At 53.8% G+C, this 20,357-nt stretch carries 19 protein-coding genes; 1 reads left to right on the plus strand and 18 read right to left on the minus strand.

Annotated elements, in window-relative coordinates; genetic code table 11:
- Positions 1-3: 3 nt before the first annotated feature.
- The 18 genes from pal to sdhC form a co-directional block, all read right to left on the minus strand.
- Positions 4-528 carry a peptidoglycan-associated lipoprotein Pal gene (gene pal, locus GKC68_RS15785; protein WP_014593199.1) on the minus strand — a complete coding sequence of 175 codons (525 nt, stop codon included), beginning with the start codon at positions 526-528 and terminating at the stop codon, positions 4-6.
- 52 nt (positions 529-580) lie between these two features.
- Complete coding sequence (gene tolB / locus GKC68_RS15790) at positions 581-1,876, minus strand: Tol-Pal system beta propeller repeat protein TolB (RefSeq protein WP_028723830.1); 1,296 nt, start codon at positions 1,874-1,876, stop codon at positions 581-583.
- Positions 1,877-1,991: 115 nt separating this feature from the next.
- Positions 1,992-3,287: a cell envelope integrity protein TolA gene (gene tolA, locus GKC68_RS15795; protein ID WP_342656316.1), complete on the minus strand. Its 1,296-nt coding sequence runs from the start codon at positions 3,285-3,287 to the stop codon at positions 1,992-1,994.
- Between the two features lie 26 nt (positions 3,288-3,313).
- Positions 3,314-3,742, minus strand: coding sequence for a colicin uptake protein TolR (tolR, locus tag GKC68_RS15800; RefSeq protein ID WP_006118466.1), 429 nt, complete (start codon positions 3,740-3,742; stop codon positions 3,314-3,316).
- A 13-nt stretch (positions 3,743-3,755) separates the two neighbouring features.
- Positions 3,756-4,442 (minus strand): Tol-Pal system protein TolQ, encoded by a 687-nt coding sequence (gene tolQ, locus GKC68_RS15805; RefSeq protein ID WP_028723832.1) that lies wholly within the window; start codon positions 4,440-4,442, stop codon positions 3,756-3,758.
- Positions 4,439-4,843: a tol-pal system-associated acyl-CoA thioesterase gene (gene ybgC, locus GKC68_RS15810; protein WP_013025071.1), complete on the minus strand. Its 405-nt coding sequence runs from the start codon at positions 4,841-4,843 to the stop codon at positions 4,439-4,441. Before ybgC ends, tolQ begins: the two co-directional genes overlap by 4 nt.
- A 181-nt stretch (positions 4,844-5,024) precedes the next feature.
- Complete coding sequence (gene ybgE, locus GKC68_RS15815; protein ID WP_028723833.1) at positions 5,025-5,318, minus strand: cyd operon protein YbgE; 294 nt, start codon at positions 5,316-5,318, stop codon at positions 5,025-5,027.
- Positions 5,318-5,431, minus strand: coding sequence for a cytochrome bd-I oxidase subunit CydX (gene cydX / locus GKC68_RS15820; RefSeq protein WP_013025070.1), 114 nt, complete (start codon positions 5,429-5,431; stop codon positions 5,318-5,320). The genes ybgE and cydX overlap by 1 nt, the downstream gene beginning before the upstream one ends.
- A 14-nt stretch (positions 5,432-5,445) precedes the next feature.
- Positions 5,446-6,585 carry a cytochrome d ubiquinol oxidase subunit II gene (gene cydB, locus GKC68_RS15825; protein ID WP_342656317.1) on the minus strand — a complete coding sequence of 380 codons (1,140 nt, stop codon included), beginning with the start codon at positions 6,583-6,585 and terminating at the stop codon, positions 5,446-5,448.
- A gap of 11 nt (positions 6,586-6,596) precedes the next feature.
- Positions 6,597-8,168 (minus strand): cytochrome ubiquinol oxidase subunit I, encoded by a 1,572-nt coding sequence (gene cydA / locus GKC68_RS15830; RefSeq protein WP_264215144.1) that lies wholly within the window; start codon positions 8,166-8,168, stop codon positions 6,597-6,599.
- A 632-nt stretch (positions 8,169-8,800) separates the two neighbouring features.
- The gene (sucD, locus tag GKC68_RS15835; protein ID WP_006118459.1) at positions 8,801-9,676 is read right to left on the minus strand and encodes a succinate--CoA ligase subunit alpha; all 876 of its coding nucleotides are present in this window, start codon (positions 9,674-9,676) and stop codon (positions 8,801-8,803) included.
- A complete protein-coding gene (sucC, locus tag GKC68_RS15840; protein WP_013025065.1) occupies positions 9,676-10,842 on the minus strand; it encodes an ADP-forming succinate--CoA ligase subunit beta in 1,167 nt (388 codons plus the stop codon). The genes sucD and sucC overlap by 1 nt, the downstream gene beginning before the upstream one ends.
- 68 nt (positions 10,843-10,910) lie before the next feature.
- The gene (gene odhB / locus GKC68_RS15845) at positions 10,911-12,134 is read right to left on the minus strand and encodes a 2-oxoglutarate dehydrogenase complex dihydrolipoyllysine-residue succinyltransferase (protein ID WP_047715443.1); all 1,224 of its coding nucleotides are present in this window, start codon (positions 12,132-12,134) and stop codon (positions 10,911-10,913) included.
- Between the two features lie 15 nt (positions 12,135-12,149).
- Positions 12,150-14,957 (minus strand): 2-oxoglutarate dehydrogenase E1 component, encoded by a 2,808-nt coding sequence (sucA, locus tag GKC68_RS15850; protein ID WP_342656318.1) that lies wholly within the window; start codon positions 14,955-14,957, stop codon positions 12,150-12,152.
- A gap of 200 nt (positions 14,958-15,157) precedes the next feature.
- Positions 15,158-15,874, minus strand: a complete 717-nt coding sequence (locus GKC68_RS15855; protein WP_013025062.1) for a succinate dehydrogenase iron-sulfur subunit — start codon at positions 15,872-15,874, stop codon at positions 15,158-15,160.
- Positions 15,875-15,888: 14 nt separating this feature from the next.
- Entirely contained in the window at positions 15,889-17,655 is a 1,767-nt protein-coding gene (gene sdhA, locus GKC68_RS15860) for a succinate dehydrogenase flavoprotein subunit (RefSeq protein WP_342656319.1), read from the minus strand.
- Positions 17,656-18,003, minus strand: a complete 348-nt coding sequence (sdhD, locus tag GKC68_RS15865) for a succinate dehydrogenase membrane anchor subunit (protein WP_013025060.1) — start codon at positions 18,001-18,003, stop codon at positions 17,656-17,658. It lies immediately after the preceding gene.
- On the minus strand, positions 17,997-18,419 hold the full coding sequence (gene sdhC / locus GKC68_RS15870; protein WP_013025059.1) for a succinate dehydrogenase cytochrome b556 subunit: 423 nt from the start codon (positions 18,417-18,419) through the stop codon (positions 17,997-17,999). The genes sdhD and sdhC overlap by 7 nt, the downstream gene beginning before the upstream one ends.
- 590 nt (positions 18,420-19,009) lie before the next feature.
- Between sdhC and GKC68_RS15875 the strand changes: the two genes are divergently transcribed.
- Positions 19,010-20,293 (plus strand): citrate synthase, encoded by a 1,284-nt coding sequence (locus tag GKC68_RS15875; protein ID WP_028723839.1) that lies wholly within the window; start codon positions 19,010-19,012, stop codon positions 20,291-20,293.
- The last annotated feature ends 64 nt before the right edge of the window (positions 20,294-20,357 follow it).

Below are 20,357 nucleotides of genomic sequence, written 5' to 3' on the forward strand. Positions count from 1 at the left end.
CTCTTAGTAGACCAGTACGGCACGACGGTTTTTGGCATATGCCGCTTCGTCGTGGCCCAGTACGGCTGGTTTCTCTTTACCGTAAGATACGATAGACATCTGGTCGGCTGACACGCCTTTACCTTGCAGATACATCTTAACGGCGTTAGCACGACGCTCGCCCAGGGCGATGTTATATTCTGGCGTACCGCGCTCATCCGCATGACCTTCGATGGTCACTTTATATGATGGGTTGCTACGCAGGAAGTTAGCGTGCTGATCCAGCATCTGAGCGTAGTCAGACTGAACGTCATATTTGTCCAGACCGAAGTAAACGATGTTGTTCTGTTGCAGCTGTTGCATCTGCAGACGCGCCTGCTCATCAGAAGACATGTTACCGTTGCCGTTCATGCCAGAGTTAGCACCGTAAGCGCCATCAGCACCTGCGCCAGACTGGTCATTGTTGTTATTTTTGTGTGAGCTACACGCCGCAACTGCCATGATTGGCAGAGCCAGCATTAAACCCTTCAGTACTTTGTTCAGTTGCATTTGAAAATTCCCATTATTGTTTATTTTTTTGTAATGTCAGAAAGCTCAAACATTACAGGTACGGCGACCAGGCAGGAAATTTGACCTGTCCATCAGTTGCCGGAAGACGCGCTTTGAAACGACCGTCAGTCGAGACCAACTGCAACACGGAACCCATGCCCTGAGTAGAGCTGTAGATCACCATAGTGCCGTTTGGTGCCAGGCTCGGTGTTTCATCCAGGAACGTGTCCGTTAACGTTTGAACGGCTCCCGTTACCAGATCCTGTTTGGCGACGTGTTGAGCACCGCCACTGGTGCTAATCATCACCATTGATTTACCATCGCTGGCCACATCAGCATCCTGGTTCTGAGCCCCTTCCCAGGTAATACGCTGTGCTGAACCACCATTGATACCAATCTTATAAATTTGTGGTGCGCCAGCCTGGTCAGAGGTGTAAGCCAGCGTCTGGCTGTCCGGGAACCAGGTCGGTTCAGTACTGTTATAACGGCCGTCGGTGATCTGACGAATCTGACCAGAACCCAGGTCCATTACGTACAGATTCAGGCTACCGGTTTTCGATAAGGCGAACGCCAGTTTGGTGCCGTCAGGCGAGAACGCCGGTGCACCGTTATGACGTGGGAATGAAGCCACCTGACGCACCGCACCGTTCGAGAGCGTCTGAATAACCAGCGCCGACTTGCCGCTTTCAAAGGTCACATAGGCGACTTTGCTGCCGTCTGGCGACCAGGCCGGCGACATCAGCGGCTGTGGTGAACGATGCACGACGAACTGGTTATAGCCGTCGTAGTCCGCCACGCGCAGTTCGTAAGGGAACTGACCGCCGTTGGTCTGCACCACATAGGCGATACGGGTACGGAATGCCCCTTTGATGCCCGTCAGTTTCTGGAACGCTTCATCACTCACGGTATGCGCCGCGTAACGCAGCCACTGTTTCGTGATTTTATAAGAGTTCTGTGCCAGCACGGTACCCGGAGCACCTGCCGTATCGACCAGCTGGTAAGATACCTGATAGCTGCCGTCGGCGTTAGGCTGAATCTGTCCTACAACGACAGCATCAATGCCCAGTGCGCTCCATGCCGCAGGCTGTACTTCCTGCGCGCTGGTCGGCTGCTGTGGCAGGCGAGAACGATCGAGCGGATTAAACTTACCGCTGTTACGCAGGTCAGCCGCGACTATGCCACCGATATCTTCCGGTGCCGCGCCAGGGCCTGCCCACTTGAACGGAACCACACCAATGGGACGCGCGCTGTTGACGCCCTGGGTGATTTCAATGCGAACCTCTGCGTGCAGCACTGCTGCCCACAACAGGATAAAAAAGCCTAACGTTACGCGAAGAGCTTGCTTCATTTTATCTCCCTTATCTGAACCTGAGTCCGCGATAATTGGCACTGTTCCTGAAAACCACGAGTACAACTAGAGTACGGCAAGCTAACCATAGATCAACCTGCCGCCGGTTACTGCATTATTGCGGTCTGAAACGCATCGGCGCGTTTTTAAACACTTCGTACACCGCTTGTGAAGGCGGTTTCGGAATACGTGCCTGCTTCGCTGCCGCGATGGCAGCCTGACAGAGCGCCGGATCGCCCCCTTCTGATTTCACATCAATCAGCATACCGTCAGGAGCAAGTTTAATACGTAAGTCACAGCTTTTGCCGCTATACAGGTCCGCATCGTAAAAACGGCTCTGGATAGCACTGGTAATCTGGCCAAGGTACGCGTTGACATCTGCGCCAGAGGCCCCCGCTTTCTTCTGATTCCCCTGCCCTGCAGCACCACCAGAGGCACCGCTTTTCGGTGCATTCTTACCGGACGCTAAGCCGCCCAGCAGATCGTCGACGTCGCTGTCGTTCGCTGCCTCAGCCGCCGCTTTCGCTTTTGCTTCGGCTTTTGCCTTCGCGTCTGCTTTGGCTTTCGCGGCAGCATCGGCCTTGGCTTTTGCTGCGGCTTCGGCTTTTTCTTTCGCGGCTTTCTCTTTGGCTTCAGCAGCCGCTTTCTCTTTAGCTTCCTGCGCGGCCGCGGCTTTCGCTTCCGCTGCGGCTTTGGCTTCAGCCGCTTTCGCTTCTTTCGCGGCTTCCGCTTTAGCCTGCTTCGCGGCTTCAGCCTTGGCCTGTTTCGCGGCTTCGGCAGCCTCAGCTTTCGCCTGTTGTTCAGCCTGCTTCTTCGCTTCTGCGGCTACGGCTTTCGCCTCTTGCTCAGCCTGCTTCTTCGCCTCTGCTGCGGCCTTCTTCGCCTCTTCCTGCGCCTTCATCTTTGCGTCGGCGGCGGCTTTGGCCTGGGCATCAGCTTCTGCTTTCGCATCCGCTTTGGCTTTCGCGGCGGCCGCCTCGGCCGCTTTCTGCTGAGATTCAGCCTGTTTCGCCGCCGCTTCGGCTGCTTTCTGCTGTTCAGCCTGGGCTTTCGCCTGCTGCTTCGCGTCTTCCTGGGCCTGCAGGCGTTCTTTTTCCAGCTCCTTCAGCCGCTGTTGTTCAGCCGCCTGCTTCTGCTGGAGCTCTTCGGCCTGCTGTTGTGCCTGTTTCTGACGCTGTTGTTCGGCACGCTGACTGTCGCTTTGCTGATTCTGCTGACGATTATATTGCTCAACCACCGCACCGGGATCGACCATAACTGCCTCAATATCGCTCCCGCCGCCGCCGCCACTGGCTTCAATGTGCTCATTAAATGAGCTCCATATCAGCAGCGCAATCAGCACGATATGCAGAATCACCGAAATGATTATCGCGCGCTTTAATTTTTCGTTTTGCTCGGTTGCCTTCGACACACTCGGTTCCCAAAAACGGTTCGACTTTAAATCGGCTGCGTCATCAAACCGACAGATTTAACCCCTGCCTGATGCAGCAGGTTCAGCGCCTTGATGATTTCATCATAAGGTACCTCTTTGGCACCACCGATCAAAAAGACGGTTTTCGGATTGGCTTCCAGACGACGTTGCGCTTCGCTAATCACCTGTTCTGGCGGCAACTGCGGCAAACGATCGTGATCGACGACCATGCTGTATTGTCCCACGCCGGACACTTCAACAATCACGGGTGGGTTATCATCACTGGAAACCGTCTTCGAATCCGTCGCATCCGGCAAATCCACTTCCACGCTCTGGGTAATGATCGGGGCCGTCGCCATAAAAATCAGCAACAGCACCAGCAAGACGTCCAGCAGTGGAACAATGTTGATTTCCGACTTTAGTTCGCGGCGACCGCGACCACGCACTCGGGCCATCATTTACCTCTGTTTACTTAGCGCTGTCGCTGGAAAAAGCCTGACGATGCAGGATAGCCGTGAACTCTTCCATAAAGTTGTCATAGCCCTGTTCCAGTTTATTGACGCGCTGGTTCAGACGGTTATAAGCCATTACCGCAGGAATTGCCGCGAATAAACCGATAGCGGTCGCGATCAACGCTTCTGCGATACCCGGCGCAACCATCTGTAGCGTGGCCTGCTTTACGGCTCCCAGAGCAATAAAGGCATGCATAATCCCCCAGACCGTACCAAACAGACCGATATAAGGACTGATTGATCCAACTGTGCCCAGGAAAGGAATGTGGGTTTCCAGCGCTTCGAGTTCGCGATTCATGGAAATGCGCATGGCCCTGCTCGCGCCTTCAACAGCCGCTTCAGGCGCATGATTATTCGCGCGATGTAAACGGGCAAACTCTTTGAAGCCAGCGTAAAAGATTTGCTCCGAGCCTGCCAGCTCTTCGCGACGCGCCTGACTTTCCTGATACAGGCGAGAAAGCTCAACGCCGGACCAGAACTTGTCTTCAAAGGCATCAGCTTCCCTTCCCGCCGCATTCAGAATACGCGTGCGCTGGATAATGATTGCCCATGAAGCAATCGAAAAGCCGATCAAAATCAACATGATAAGTTTGACCAGAAGGCTCGCCTTCAGGAACAAATCAAGAACGTTCATGTCAGTCACTGCTTGAACTCCGCGACAATAGACTTGGGAAGCGCAATCGGCTTCATTAGGTGTGGGTTGATGCAGGCAATCAGGACTTCTGCCTCATTGAGCACTTTGCCTTCTGCATTCACGATACGCTGGGTAAATGTCATCGTCGCCCGGGTCATTGATGTCACTTCACTCTGAATTTCCAGAAGATCGTCAAGACGCGCCGCCGAAAGATAGTCCACCGTCATGCGCCGCACCACAAAAGCAATCTGCTGTTCTAACAGCGTCTGCTGATTGAAATGATGCTGACGCAACATCTCGGTACGTGCTCGTTCATAAAAAGCGATATAGCTGGCGTGATAAACCACACCACCGGCATCGGTATCTTCATAGTAGACCCGAACCGGCCAGCGAAACAGCGTTGTACTCACTCTACATCCCGGCCTCGTTTTAAACGTTGCTACTATACGCAAGACAATTGGGGTTGGGAATGGGCTGCCAGGGCCAGGAGAAAATAATTATCAGTTGGTTACAACCGGAAGGCTTTAGTGGAGGTTTCTTGACCAGACGCTGAAGTAAACTCACGCTTCAGCGCAAAATGCTGACGGGCTGTCAGAGATAAAACCGGCTTACGCCCCACAAGAGTATCACTAATGCGGGTAAAGGGGTAAACAGAGCACGCCAGCGAAACCGTCGCGGACGAAACCCAACACCGTAAATCACGCCGGTGCATACCGCCCAGATGAGCAACACGCCCTGCCACAGCACAATGCCGCCTGCACCGCTGGCATAACGTGCGGGATTCCACAGGAGACATCCCGCCAGCCAGAGCGCCAGCACCAGTGAAAGGGCCCGCAACGGGCCCTTATCCATCAGACGACAGGTCGTCTGTAGCCATCCGCTCATCAGGATTGTCGATCCGAGGCGGCGCTGTCTTCGATGTGCTCTATGGCCAGCGCCGTGATGATACCAAAGGCGCAGGCCAGCAAGGTGCCAAGAATCCAGGCAAAATACCACATGTGTTGACTCCTTATCAGTACAATGAGTTGCTGTTGCTCTCAACATGCTCTTTGGTGATACGGCCAAACATCTTCCAGTAACACCAGCTGGTGTAAAGCAGGATGATGGGCACAAAAATCATCGCGGCAAAGGTCATGGTTTTCAGCGTCAGCAGACTGGAGGTTGCATCCCACATGGTCAGACTGGTGCCCGGTACCGTGCTGGAAGGCATAATAAACGGAAACATGGCAATACCGGCCGTCATAATGACGCAGGCAAGCGTCAGTGAAGAGAACACAAACGCCCATGCGCTTTTGTGCATACGTGAGCACAACACCGTCAGCAGAGGCAGCACAACGCCCAGCAGTGGGAACACCCACAGCACGGGATGCTGCTGGAAATTCACCATCCAGGCACCGGCTTCGCGCACCACGGTTTTACCCAGCGGATTCGATGCCGCATAGTGATCAAGCGTACTGGTCACCACATAACCGTCAATGCCGAACTTCACCCACACGCCCGCCAGTGCGAAGCACACCATCATCACCAGCGTGGAAATCTGGGTCGTGGCGCGTGCGCGCTGGTAAAGTTCGCCGTTCGTACGCATCTGCAGGTAGGTTGCGCCCTGCGCCAGTATCATGGCAACGCTGACCACCCCTGCCAGCAGTCCAAACGGGTTGAGCAACTGGAAGAAGTTACCGGTGTAATACAGGCGCATATACTCATCAGCATAAAACGGCACGCCCTGGAGCAGGTTGCCAAAGGCCACGCCAATCACCAAAGGAGGCACGAAGCTGCCGATAAAAATGCCCCAGTCCCAGGCGCCGCGCCAGCGCTTGTCTTCAATCTTAGAGCGGTAATCAAAGCCCACTGGACGAAAGAACAGCGACGCCAGCACCAGAATCATTGCCACATAAAATCCTGAAAACGCGGCGGCATAAACCATCGGCCAGGCGGCAAACAGCGCACCGCCTGCGGTAATCAACCACACCTGGTTACCGTCCCAGTGCGGCGCAATGGTATTAATCATCACTCGCCGCTCGGTATCGGTTCGCCCTAAAACACGCGTCAGCATGCCAACGCCCATGTCAAAGCCATCCGTGACGGCAAAGCCCACCAGCAAAATGCCGATCAGCAGCCACCAGACAAAGCGTAGAACTTCATAATCAAACATGGCGGTTCTCCTTATCCACGTACCGGCTGAACGTTTTTCCCCATCTGCTCATGGTGATAACGCCCTGTTTTCAGGCTGCTGGGACCCAACCGGGCAAATTTAAACATCAGGAACATCTCAGCGATCAGGAACAGGGTATAGAGACCGCAGATCAGCCCCATGGAGAACAGGATGTCTCCAACGGTGAGCGACGAGTTCGCCACGGCCGTAGGCAGCACTTCACCTATCGCCCAGGGTTGACGGCCGTACTCCGCCACAAACCAGCCTGCTTCAACCGCAATCCACGGCAGCGGAATGCCATACAGCGCGGCCTTGAGTAACCAGCGATGTTTGCCGATACGATTACGAATAACGCTCCAGAACGACAATGTGATAATGCCGAGTAACAGCACGCCGCAGAGCACCATGATGCGGAAGGCAAAATACAGCGGCGCCACGCGTGGAATGGAATCCTGTGTTGCCTGCCTGATTTGCGCCTCGCTGGCATCTGAGACGTCTGGCGTATAGCGCTTCAACAACAGACCATAACCCAGATCTTTTTTGCTGTGATTAAAGGCATCACGTACGGCTGGATCGGTATTCCCGCTGCGCAGTTCATTTAACAGTGCATAGGCTTTCATGCCATTACGGATGCGCACCTCATGCTGGGCCAGCAGTTCTTTCAAACCCGTCACCGGCGTATCTGTTGATCGGGTGGCAATTAACCCCAGTAGATAGGGGATTTGAATGGCGTATTTATTTTGCTGTGATGCCTGATCGGGTAGACCGAACAGCGTAAAGGCAGCCGGTGCAGGCTGGGTTTCCCATTCTGCTTCAATGGCCGCCAGCTTGGTTTTCTGCACATCGCCCATTTCATAACCGGACTCGTCGCCCAACACGATGACTGACAATACGGCTGCCATACCGAAGCTGGCGGCAATAGCAAAAGAGCGTTTCGCGAACGCCATATCGCGGCCTTTCAGTAAATACCAGGCGCTGATGCCCAAAATAAACATGGCACCGGTGGTGTACCCTGCCGCGACGGTGTGAACAAATTTCACCTGGGCGACCGGATTTAAGACCAGCTCAGAGAAGCTCAGCATCTCCATGCGCATGGTTTCAAAATTAAACTCAGAGGCAATGGGGTTTTGCATCCAGCCGTTTGCCACCAGAATCCACAACGCCGACATATTGGATCCCAGCGCCACCAGCCAGGTCACGGCCAGATGCTGGACTTTGCCCAGGCGATCCCAACCGAAAAAGAACAGGCCAACAAAGGTGGACTCAAGAAAGAAAGCCATTAATCCTTCAATAGCTAACGGCGCGCCAAAAATATCGCCGACATAATGAGAATAGTAAGACCAGTTGGTGCCGAACTGAAACTCCATGGTCAGTCCGGTCGCCACGCCCAGCGCAAAGTTAATACCAAATAACTTGCCCCAGAATTTTGTCATATCCTTATAAACTTGTTTGCCGCTCAGCACGTAGACCGTTTCCATTATCGCCAGCAAAAACGCCATACCGAGCGTTAATGGCACGAAAAGGAAATGGTACATGGCTGTTAAGGCAAACTGTAAACGCGACAGCTCGACAATATCTAGCATAATGACTCCTTGCTCCTCACCTTAACTCTGTATCCGTACAGACAGAATAAGCGTCAGGAACGACTGATTATTGATTCCAGTTTTGTCATCGACAGGACAGTTCTGTGTGCGGCCTGGGATGAGGGCGTAACCGTTAACGGTAACCTGTGAAACACCAATGCAGCCGCGTGGTTCAGACGTTTAACGGGACATAAATTAAAAATTGATGCTTTCCCGTATTTGAACAAACGTTTGATTATTTTTTTAAAAGGCTGGATTGATGCAGCGCAATTTAAGCGCTTAAGCGCGCCCTTTGCTAGCAGTAAAGTTTGTTATATATGGCGGGAAATTGATTTGGAATAAGGAAATAAAGTGGTAAATATGTTTAAACGGAAGCTTTGTTAAAAATGTGTCACCGGACATTTTGATTTTATAAAAATATTTAACTTTATAGCGTATTTAATAACGTCCATTCTTTTAGCGCCTTAAAAAACAGGTCAGACAAAGCATAGCAAATACCCCGGAAATACTTAAGATTATTTTATGTTATTTACAGCATAACGCCAATCAGTCATGCGGCAAAAGGGCGTACTCAGGTTTAAGCGATAAAAAAAGCCACCCGAAGGTGGCTTAATGCATTCCGCTCAGACCGCTTATTTGGCTGGCAGAACCGCTTTCACGGCATCGCCGATGTCGGCCAGGCTGCGCACGGTTTTCACACCTGCGGCTTCCAGCGCAGCAAACTTCTCGTCTGCCGTTCCTTTACCACCGGCAATGATGGCGCCAGCGTGGCCCATACGTTTGCCTTTTGGCGCCGTCACACCTGCGATGTAGCCAACAACCGGCTTGGTCACGTGATCTTTGATGAACGCAGCCGCTTCTTCTTCCGCGCTACCACCGATTTCACCGATCATGACAATCGCTTCAGTCTGTGGATCGTCCTGGAACATTTTCAGGATGTCGATGAAGTTAGAGCCTGGGATCGGGTCACCGCCGATGCCAACACAGGTAGACTGACCGTAACCGATATCGGTGGTTTGCTTAACGGCTTCATAGGTCAGGGTACCGGAACGCGACACGATACCGACACGGCCAGGCTGGTGAATGTGGCCCGGCATGATGCCGATCTTACATTCGCCAGGAGTGATCACACCCGGGCAGTTTGGCCCGATCATGCGCACGCCTGCTTCATCCAGCTTCATCTTCACGGTCAGCATATCCAGCGTTGGGATGCCTTCGGTGATGGTGATGATCAGCTTGATACCGGCATCGATAGCTTCCAGGATACCGTCTTTGCAGAACGGCGCTGGCACGTAGATGACGGTTGCGGTCGCGCCTGTGGCTTCAACGGCTTCACGCACGGTGTTGAACACCGGCAGGCCCAGATGGGTGGTGCCGCCTTTGCCCGGTGTTACGCCGCCAACCAGCTGCGTGCCGTATGCCAGCGCCTGCTCAGAGTGGAAAGTTCCCTGTCCGCCAGTGAATCCCTGGCAAATGACTTTGGTGTTTTTGTCGATCAAAATGGACATTATTTACCCTCCGCAGCAGCAACAACACGCTGTGCCGCGTCTGTCAGACTGGTTGCTGCAATGATGTTCAGACCACTGTCCGCCAGTTTCTTAGCGCCCAGTTCAGCGTTGTTCCCTTCGAGACGTACCACGACCGGCACGTTAACACCCACCTCTGCTACTGCACCGATAATGCCGTCTGCGATCAGGTCGCAACGCACGATGCCGCCGAAGATGTTAACGAATACCGCTTTCACCGCGTCGTCAGACAGGATGATTTTAAAGGCTTCGGTTACGCGCTCTTTGGTCGCGCCGCCGCCCACATCCAGGAAGTTCGCTGGCTGGCCACCGTGGTGCTTAACGATGTCCATCGTACCCATCGCGAGGCCTGCGCCGTTAACCATACAACCGATGTTGCCTTCCAGCGCAACATAGTTCAGTTCCCACTGTGTCGCGTGCGCTTCACGAGGATCTTCCTGGCTTGGATCGCGCATTTCACGCAGCTCTGGCTGACGGAACAGGGCATTGCCATCGGCACCCAGTTTGCCATCCAGACAGATCAGGTCGCCCTGCTTGGTGATCACCAGCGGGTTGATCTCAACCATCGCCAGATCGCGCTCCAGGAACATGGTGGCCAGACCCATGAAAATTTTAGTGAACTGGCTGACTTGCTTACCGGTCAGGCCCAGTTTAAAGGCTAACTCACGGCCCTGATAAGGCTGTGGACCGGCCAGCGGATCAAGCGCCATTTTGTGGATCAGGTGTGGCGTTTCTTCTGCCACTTTCTCGATTTCCACGCCGCCTTCGGTCGATGCCATAAAGATGACGCGACGGGTTGCACGGTCAACCACGGCACCCAGGTACAGCTCCTGATCGATATCGGTTGCCGCTTCTACCAGAATCTGGTTTACCGGCTGACCATTGGCGTCAGTTTGGTAGGTCACCAGACGTTTGCCCAGCCAGTTTTCAGCGAAAGCACGGATGTCTTCTTTGCTGTTAACCACTTTCACACCGCCCGCTTTACCGCGGCCACCGGCATGAACCTGACATTTAACTACCCACGGGCCTGCACCGATTTTCGATGCCGCTTCTTCTGCTTCACGTGGTGTAGTACAGGCGTAGCCGGTCGGTGCTGGCATGCCATACCGTGCAAACAGCTGTTTAGCCTGGTATTCGTGTAAGTTCATGATGTTCTATCCATTCAGATCTGAAAAGAGTATTGAGATTGGGCACGCAACGCGTGCCCAGTGATGAATCAGACATCCAGCAGCAGACGCGCCGGATCTTCCAGCATCTCTTTCACCGCGACCAGATAGCCGACAGATTCACGACCATCGATTAAACGGTGATCGTAGGAGAGAGCCAGGTACATCATTGGCAGGATCACAACCTGACCATTGACCGCCATAGGACGATCTTTAATGGCGTGCATGCCCAGAATCGCGCTCTGTGGCGGGTTGATGATTGGCGTAGACATCAGCGAACCGAACACACCACCGTTGGTGATGGTAAAGTTACCGCCCGTCAGATCGTCAACCGTCAGCTTGCCGTCACGGCCTTTCACTGCCAGTTCTTTAATCTTCTTCTCGATGTCAGCCATGCTCAGCGCATCCACGTCACGCAGGACAGGGGTAACCAGTCCGCGTGGGGTAGAAACGGCGATGCTGACATCAAAGTAGTTGTGGTAAACCACGTCTTCGCCATCGATAGAGGCGTTGACTTCTGGATAACGCTTCAGCGCTTCAACCACGGCCTTGATGTAGAAGGACATAAAGCCCAGACGCACACCGTGACGCTTCTCGAACGCATCGCCGTACTGCTTACGCAGATCCATAATCGGCTTCATGTTGATTTCGTTGAAGGTCGTCAACATGGCGGTGCTGTTCTTGGCTTCCAGCAGACGCTCCGCAACACGCTTACGCAGGCGCGTCATCGGCACGCGTTTTTCGCTGCGGTTAGCCACTGGCTGCTGGGCAGTCTGTGCGTCAGATGCAGGCGCGGCGGCTTTGTCAGCCTGCGGTTTGTTCGCCAGATGTTTTTCAACATCTTCACGCGTTAAGCGACCACCTACACCCGTGCCTTTGATCTGTGAGGCATCAAGGTTGTGCTCAGCAATCAGACGACGAATCGCCGGACTCAGTGCATCGTTGCTCTCTTCTTCCAGCGACGCGGTTTGACGCTGAGCGGGGGTGGATTCGTTGTTTTCCACTTTTGCGCTGCTTTCTTTGCCCGCACTGTTGCCTTCTTTCAGGCGACCGAGAATCTGGCGAGAGGTGACGGTTGCCCCTTCCTCTTCCAGCACGGCTTCCAGTACGCCGTCCGCAGACGCTGGCACTTCCAGAACGACTTTGTCGGTTTCAATTTCGACGATGACTTCATCGCGACTGACTGCATCGCCTGGTTTCTTGTGCCAGGTTGCTACTGTGGCATCGGCAACCGATTCAGGCAGGTCGGGAACGAGAATATCTACGCTACTCATTATCTTTCCTTTTAATTAATTGACGTTCAGTGCGTCATTAACCAGGTCTTGCTGCTGTTGTTGGTGTACGGACATATAACCCACGGCCGGTGAAGCCGATGCCGGGCGACCTGCATAGCGCAGTGTTGCACCAAACGGCACCACATCACGGAAATGGTGCTGGCTACAGTACCAGGCACCCTGGTTCAGTGGCTCTTCCTGGCACCAGACAAAATCCTGTACGTGGGAATACGCTTTTAATGCTTCCTGTACCGCCTGATGCGGGAACGGGTAAAGCTGTTCGATACGCACGATGGAGACGTCGGTTTTCTCGTCCTTACGGCGCTGTTCCAGCAGATCGTAGTAAACCTTACCGGAGCACAGTACGACGCGCTTGATACCTTGCGGATCCAGGTCATCGATTTCGCCAATCGCTGGCTGGAAGCTGCCGTTTGCCAGCTCATCCAGCGATGAAATCGCCAGCGGATGGCGCAACAGCGACTTCGGTGACATCACTACCAGCGGACGGCGCATCCCGCGCAGCGCCTGACGGCGCAGCATGTGATAAACCTGAGCCGGTGTGGACGGAACGCAGACCTGCATGTTCTGCTCAGCGCAGAGTTGCAGATAACGTTCCAGACGGGCTGAGGAGTGCTCAGGCCCCTGACCTTCATAACCGTGCGGCAACAGCATGACCAGGCCACACATACGGCCCCATTTTTGCTCGCCAGAACTAATGAACTGGTCAATCACCACCTGTGCACCGTTAGCAAAGTCACCAAACTGCGCTTCCCAGATGGTCAGGACGCGTGGCTCTGCGGTGGCATAACCGTATTCGAAGGCCAGTACGGCTTCTTCAGACAGAACGGAGTCCCAGACTTTGAACTCACCCTGGCTGTTATGAATATGGTGCAGTGGCGTGTAGGTTGAACCGTTGGCCTGATTGTGAATAACGGCATGACGGTGGAAGAAGGTGCCACGGCCAGAGTCTTCACCTGACAAACGTACCGGAATGCCTTCATCAACCAGTGTCGCATAGGCCAGAGTTTCTGCGCCGCCCCAGTCGAAGGCTTTCTCGCCTTCGGCCATCAGCTTGCGATCGTTATAGATCTTGGCCACGCGCGACTGCACTTCAATCTGCTCAGGAACCTGGCTGATACGTAATGCCAGTTCCTTGAGGCGCTTCATGTCAACCTGTGCCGGGTAAGGCTCGTCCCATTCGTGGTTCAGATAAGGCGACCACGTGAAGGAGTGCAGGCTCATCGGACGCCATTCCGGTACCACGCAGTCGCCCGCATCGAGCGCATCGCGGTACAGGTTCACCATCTCGGTAGCATCTTCCTGCGACGCGACACCTTCGCCTTCCAGACGATCGGCGTAAATTTTACGCGGCGTCGGATGCTTTTTGATTTTCTGGTACATCAACGGCTGGGTAGCACTTGGCTCATCCGCCTCGTTGTGACCATGACGGCGATAGCACACCAGATCGATAAACACATCGCGTTTGAAGGTGTTGCGATAGTCCAGTGCCAGGCGGGTCACAAAGGCCACCGCTTCCGGGTCATCCGCGTTGACGTGGAAAATCGGTGCCAGCACCATTTTACCGATGTCAGTACAGTACGGCGTTGAACGCGCATCTTTCGGGTTGGAAGTGGTAAAACCCACCTGGTTGTTAATGACGATACGTACCGTACCACCCACTTCATAGCCGCGCGCCTGAGACATGTTCAGGGTTTCCTGAACCACGCCCTGACCAATCACCGCCGCATCACCGTGAATGGTGATAGGCAACACTTTATTGCTGACCGGTTCGGCCAGACGATCGAGACGTGCACGGACCGATCCCATGACCACCGGGCTGACAATTTCCAGATGAGACGGGTTAAACGCCAGCGCCAGATGCACCAGCCCCCCTTCGGTTTCGATATCCGAAGAGAAGCCCATGTGATACTTCACATCACCGGTGCCCAGATGCTCTTTGTGTTTGCCGGAGAATTCGTCGAACAGATCCTGTGGCTTTTTACCCAGAACGTTAATCAGTACGTTAAGACGGCCACGGTGCGCCATCCCCAGCACCACTTCACGTGTGCCGCTTTTGCCCGCATGGCGAATCATCTCGCGCAGCATCGGCACCAGCGCATCACCGCCTTCCAGCGAGAAGCGTTTTGCACCCGGGAATTTAGCGCCCAGATATTTTTCCAGCCCTTCTGCCGCGGTCAGCTCTTTCAGGAAACCTTTTTTCTCTTCGCCACTGAATGACGTCTGGCTCGCACCGGATTCGATACGCTGCTGAATCCAGCGTTTCTCTTCGGTGTTGTTGATGTGCATGTACTCTGCACCAATCGAGCCACAGTAGGTCTGCTTCAGCGCCTCGAACAGATCGGCCAGCTTCATGGTTTCTTTGCCAATGGCAAACGAACCTACGTTAAAGCTTTCCTGAAAATCGGCGTCGGTCAGATCGTGAAAAGCCGGGTCGAGATCGGCAACGCGGTCCTGTTTCCACAGGCCAAGCGGATCGAGATTTGCTTCCTGATGTCCGCGGAAACGAAACGCGTTGATCAGCTGCAGCACTTTCACTTGTTTGGAGTTGGTTGCCGGATCGGTAACTGAGGAGGTGTAACGAGATGCGTCTTTCGCCAGGCGACGGAAATATTCGCGAGTTGCGGAGTGGAACTGCTCAGGTTTCACTCCCGTGCCTGGTAACTGTTGGAACATCGAGCGCCACACTGCATCCACAGAGTCAGGATCGGTCAGGAAATCCTCATAGAGTTGCTCTATGTAAGACTGATTCGCGCCGGCCAGCCAGGAGGAGTCCAGCCAGGGCTTCATCGCGCTGTTCTGCATTGTGATCCCTTAAGCAATGTTATGCTTTTTTGAGGTTTCATTTGTTGCCGCTTTCGCGGTTTGCCGTAGTGAGTTCAGCGATACGAGCACTGTGCGCAGCGCGCGCCCGGCCCGTAAGGGAACCTTTGTAAACGTGGTCGGGACCGCGTTTACAGAGGCTTCCGTAAAATACCGGGAACCCAGGGTTCCCGGTGGTACCACTACGCGCTGCGTTGCAGCAGCATCGACTTAATGTGGCCGATAGCGCGCGTCGGGTTTAGCCCTTTAGGACAAACACTTACACAGTTCATGATGCTGTGACAGCGGAAAACGCTGAATGCATCGCTCAGATTATCCAGACGCGCATCCGTTTCCGTATCACGGCTGTCAATCAGGAAGCGGTAAGCGGCCAGCAGGCCTGCAGGACCAATAAACTTGTCCGGGTTCCACCAGAACGACGGGCAAGAGGTTGAGCAACAGGCGCAGAGAATACACTCATACAATCCGTCCAGATGCTCACGCTCGCCCGGCGACTGCAGATGCTCACGCGCTGGCGGGTTTTCACCGTTATTCAATAAGAAAGGCTTAATTTTCTCATACTGGGCATAAAACTGGCCCATGTCCACCACCAGGTCGCGCACGACCGGCAGGCCCGGTAGAGGACGGATAACGATTTTCTGCTTGCCGTTGCCCAACGCCGAGACCGGCGTGATACAGGCCAGGCCGTTTTTCCCGTTCATGTTCAGGCCGTCTGAACCGCACACGCCTTCACGGCATGAGCGACGAAACGCCAGGGTAGGATCCTTCTCTTTCAGACGGATCAGCGCATCCAGCAGCATCATGTCACGGCCGTCTTCCGCTTCCAGGGTATAGTCCTGCATGCGCGGTTTGTCATCGACGTCCGGGTTGTAACGATAGATCGAAAATTCAAGTCTCATGATGATCTCCGCAATTAGTAGGTACGCGCTTTCGGCGGGAAGGCCGCACGCAGTTTCGGTTGCATGTTCACCTCACGGCGCGTCATGCTTTCCGTTTGCGGAACATAGAGGCTATGGCACAGCCAGTTGGCATCATCACGTTCCGGATAGTCGAAGCGGCTGTGTGCGCCACGGCTCTCAGTGCGGAAGTTGGCCGCTACTGCGGTGGCATAAGCGGTTTCCATCAGGTTATCCAGCTCAAGGCACTCAATACGCTGTGTATTGAAGTCAGGTGAGCGGTCATCCAGGCGCGCGGACTTCAGACGCTCACGGATCTCTTTCAGTTCAGCAAGCCCCTCACGCATCGCATCGCCTTCACGGAATACCGAGAAGTTGTTCTGCATGCAGCGTTGCAACGCCTTGCGAATTTCAACCGGATCTTCACCCGTGGTGTTATTTTCCCAGCGGTTGAAACGCGCCATCGCCGCATCAATGTTTTCCTGGCTGGCTTCACGCAGCTCACCCTGCTCTTCCAGACATTCAAGCAGATGCACGCCAGCCGCACGACCGAAGACCACCAGGTCCAGCAGCGAGTTGCCACCCAGACGGTTCGCCCCGTGTACCGATACGCAGGCGATTTCACCCACTGCAAACAGGCCTGGAATCACTTCGTCTTCGCCCTGCTCATTCACACGCAGCGCCTGACCGGTGACTTTTGTTGGCACGCCGCCCATCATGTAGTGACAGGTTGGGATAACCGGAATTGGCTCTTTAATCGGGTCAACGTGAGCAAAGGTACGGGACAGCTCAAGGATGCCCGGCAAACGCGATTCCAGCACTTCCGCACCCAGGTGATCGAGTTTCAGCTTGATGTGCGGGCCCCATGGACCGTCGCAACCACGACCTTCACGGATTTCCACCATCATGGAACGGGCCACCACGTCACGACCGGCAAGGTCTTTGGCGTTAGGCGCATAGCGCTCCATGAAACGCTCACCGTGTTTGTTCAGCAGATAACCGCCTTCACCACGACAGCCTTCGGTGACCAGTACGCCAGCACCGGCGATACCGGTTGGGTGGAACTGCCACATTTCCATATCCTGCACCGGCACGCCCGCGCGCAGCGCCATGCCAACACCGTCGCCGGTATTGATGTGGGCGTTCGTCGTGGACTGATAAATACGTCCAGCACCGCCCGTCGCCAGAATGGTCGCCTTGGCTTTGAAATACACGGTTTCGCCGGTTTCCATGCAGATTGCCGTACAGCCTACGATGGCACCGTCGTCATTTTTGACCAGATCCAGTGCATACCATTCGGAGAAGATAGTGGTTTCATTTTTCAGGTTCTGCTGATACAGCGTATGCAGCAGTGCGTGGCCGGTACGGTCGGCCGCTGCGGCAGTACGCGCCGCCTGCTCACCGCCGAAGTTTTTCGACTGACCACCAAACGGACGCTGATAAACGCGGCCGTCATCAAGACGGGAGAAGGGCAAACCCATGTGCTCCAGTTCCAGAATCGCTTCCGGACCGACGTGACACATGTATTCTATCGCGTCCTGGTCACCGATGTAGTCGGAACCTTTGACGGTGTCATACATATGCCATTCCCAGTTATCGTCATGGGTGTTACCCAGCGCAACGGTGATTCCGCCCTGCGCGGAGACCGTATGGGAACGGGTCGGAAAGACTTTGGACAACAGGGCACAGGTCTGGCCCGACTGGGAGATTTGCAACGCCGCGCGCATACCCGCGCCGCCTGCGCCGATCACCACGGCATCAAATTCTCTTACTGGTAAACTCATTTACACACCCCACACCACAACAAATCCATAAATTGCATAGGACAACAGCGCCACTACGATGACCAACTGCAACAGCAGACGCGTTGCCAGCGGTTTAACGTAGTCCGTTAAGACCTGCCACATACCGATCCAGCCGTGAATCAGAATGGAAAACAGCGTCAGGAGCGTGAACACTTTTGTAAATGCAGAAGCGAAGAAGCCACGCCAGATGTCATACGTCAGCGTGTCTGTCATCACCACGAAACCGAGGAGATAGATGATGTAAAGCGTGATGAGGATTGCCGTCGCGCGCAGCAGCAGCCAGTCCTGAATGCCATTGCGACCCAACGCGGATGCATTGCTTACCATACGAGGACTCCTGCTAAAATTGAAAGCACGACAGTAATACCAAACGTCACCTGCGCAGAACGCTTACCTGCTTCGAGCGTTTCGGCCAGATAACCAAAATCCATTAACATATGACGTATCCCGCCCACTGCATGATAGGCCAGCGCAGTCAAAATGCCCCACATGATGAACTTCGCAAAGAAGCCATTCATGACAGAGGCAGCGTGCTGGAAACCTTCAGGAGAAGAGAGGGAAAGACCGAGAAGCCATAACAGGATGCCGAGAGCAACCAGGGTGATGACGCCGGAGACGCGGTGAAGAATGGACGATATTGCAGTAACGGGAAACCGGATCGTCGAGAGATCCAAGTTGACAGGTCTTTGTTTTTTCACGGTTTTGCCCACACAGCTCTTTTTTATTTTGCTTCCTCCGGACATAAGACCTGAATCCTAAACGTGTTCAGACTTTATCCGTCACCAAAATAGCAACATCCAGTGTTAAATGACATGTTACAAACGCTGGGTGGCTCCTGGTGTCAGGGTATTCCGGAGACCTGGCCGGAAGTATAGGACGATCACATTCTGATTACAATTCCCCTACAAACTCTTTGGAGAATTTTGGGTGGAACAGTGATCATTCTCACGTTTTTCACAATTCATACAAATTTAATTATCTGATTTGACAATAGTTCAACAATTCAGTTACAAACTATCCCGATAAAATTCTATGATGCACAAAAGTTATGGGGATACACTTTCTCCTAAGCTCAAGTTATGTAACATTGCCACTAACAGCTTTTAAAACCATCAGGTTATTGGTTACAAAGAAGTTATGTCCTGACCGGATCTTTAACAACCGCGATATGCACATGTCACGGCTTTACTTTTCCTGTGGAACGCGCCTCTCACTCTGTACCCTTCACTGCTTATAATGCAGAGTGACATCGTGAAGTACTGCCTAAATGCAACATGCGCGCGTTTCAGGTGTCGAAAGATCCTTACCTGCCCAAGGCGCTATGGAGACGAAAATGACAGATAAAAAAGTGACGCTAACCCTACCCGACGAAAAGCCTGTTGAACTGAAAGTGCTGCAAGGCACGCTGGGCCAGGATGTCGTCGATGTCCGCGAACTGGGTTCTAACGGCCTGTTTACCTTCGATCCTGGTTTCACGTCTACCGCGTCCTGCGAGTCAAAAATCACCTTTATTGATGGCGATGAAGGTATCCTGCTTCACCGTGGTTTTCCCATCGATCAGTTAGCTACCCACTCTAACTACCTGGAAGTGTGCTATATCCTGCTGAATGGCGAAGCCCCGACTCAGAAACAGTTTGAAGAGTTCAAAGTCACCGTTACCCGCCACACCATGATTCATGAGCAGATTACCCGTCTGTTCCACGGTTTTCGTCGCGATTCACACCCAATGGCGGTAATGTGTGGCGTGACCGGCGCACTGGCTGCGTTTTACCACGATTCGCTGGATGTGAACATTGAGCGCCATCGTGAAATCGCCGCTTTCCGCCTGCTGTCTAAAATGCCTACCATGGCAGCAATGTGTTACAAATATTCCATCGGTCAGCCGTTCGTTTATCCACGTAACGACCTTTCCTATGCCGGTAACTTCCTGCACATGATGTTTGCAACGCCTTGTGAAGAATACAAGGTTAACCCTGTGCTTGAACGCGCCATGGATCGCATTCTGATTCTGCATGCCGATCACGAGCAGAACGCCTCAACCTCGACCGTCCGCACGGCAGGTTCATCCGGCGCTAACCCGTTTGCCTGTATCGCGGCCGGTATCGCGTCCCTGTGGGGACCGGCGCACGGCGGGGCTAACGAAGCCTGTCTGCGCATGCTGGAAGAGATCAGCACCGTTGAACACATTCCTGAATTCGTGCGCCGTGCTAAAGACAAGAATGACTCCTTCCGCCTGATGGGCTTCGGTCACCGTGTTTACAAAAACTATGACCCACGCGCGACCGTTATGCGTGAGACCTGTCATGAAGTGCTGAACGAGCTGGGCATGAAAGATGACCTGCTGGAAGTGGCGCTTGAGCTGGAACACATTGCGCTGAACGACCCGTACTTCATCGAGCGTAAACTCTATCCAAACGTGGACTTCTACTCCGGTATTATCCTGAAAGCCATGGGCATTCCGTCTTCCATGTTTACTGTGATTTTTGCCATGGCACGAACCGTTGGCTGGATCGCCCACTGGAAAGAGATGCACGACGAAGGCATGAAAATCGCCCGTCCGCGTCAGCTGTATACCGGTTATACCGAGCGCGACTTTACGTCACAGCTGGACAAATAAGACTGTCGCCTGGGCGAATAGCGCACCGGGCCCTTGACGACACAACGGCTATGCTGACAAGGCA

The sequence above is a fragment of the Pantoea sp. RSPAM1 genome (assembly GCF_038816185.1).
GTDB lineage: Bacteria > Pseudomonadota > Gammaproteobacteria > Enterobacterales > Enterobacteriaceae > Pantoea > Pantoea ananatis.

Excerpts from the sequence above, each read along its gene's own strand:
- pal (WP_014593199.1), bottom strand. The coding sequence starts at position 528 with ATGCAACTGAACAAAGTACTGAAGGGTTTAATGCTGGCTCTGCCAATC.
- tolB (WP_028723830.1), bottom strand. The coding sequence starts at position 1,876 with ATGAAGCAAGCTCTTCGCGTAACGTTAGGCTTTTTTATCCTGTTGTGG.
- tolR (WP_006118466.1), bottom strand. The coding sequence starts at position 3,742 with ATGGCCCGAGTGCGTGGTCGCGGTCGCCGCGAACTAAAGTCGGAAATC.
- ybgE (WP_028723833.1), bottom strand. The coding sequence starts at position 5,318 with ATGAGCGGATGGCTACAGACGACCTGTCGTCTGATGGATAAGGGCCCG.
- cydX (WP_013025070.1), bottom strand. The coding sequence starts at position 5,431 with ATGTGGTATTTTGCCTGGATTCTTGGCACCTTGCTGGCCTGCGCCTTT.
- cydB (WP_342656317.1), bottom strand. The coding sequence starts at position 6,585 with ATGTTTGATTATGAAGTTCTACGCTTTGTCTGGTGGCTGCTGATCGGC.
- cydA (WP_264215144.1), bottom strand. The coding sequence starts at position 8,168 with ATGCTAGATATTGTCGAGCTGTCGCGTTTACAGTTTGCCTTAACAGCC.
- sucD (WP_006118459.1), bottom strand. The coding sequence starts at position 9,676 with ATGTCCATTTTGATCGACAAAAACACCAAAGTCATTTGCCAGGGATTC.
- sucC (WP_013025065.1), bottom strand. The coding sequence starts at position 10,842 with ATGAACTTACACGAATACCAGGCTAAACAGCTGTTTGCACGGTATGGC.
- odhB (WP_047715443.1), bottom strand. The coding sequence starts at position 12,134 with ATGAGTAGCGTAGATATTCTCGTTCCCGACCTGCCTGAATCGGTTGCC.
- sucA (WP_342656318.1), bottom strand. The coding sequence starts at position 14,957 with ATGCAGAACAGCGCGATGAAGCCCTGGCTGGACTCCTCCTGGCTGGCC.
- GKC68_RS15855 (WP_013025062.1), bottom strand. The coding sequence starts at position 15,874 with ATGAGACTTGAATTTTCGATCTATCGTTACAACCCGGACGTCGATGAC.
- sdhA (WP_342656319.1), bottom strand. The coding sequence starts at position 17,655 with ATGAGTTTACCAGTAAGAGAATTTGATGCCGTGGTGATCGGCGCAGGC.
- sdhD (WP_013025060.1), bottom strand. The coding sequence starts at position 18,003 with ATGGTAAGCAATGCATCCGCGTTGGGTCGCAATGGCATTCAGGACTGG.
- sdhC (WP_013025059.1), bottom strand. The coding sequence starts at position 18,419 with ATGTCCGGAGGAAGCAAAATAAAAAAGAGCTGTGTGGGCAAAACCGTG.
- GKC68_RS15875 (WP_028723839.1), top strand. The coding sequence starts at position 19,010 with ATGACAGATAAAAAAGTGACGCTAACCCTACCCGACGAAAAGCCTGTT.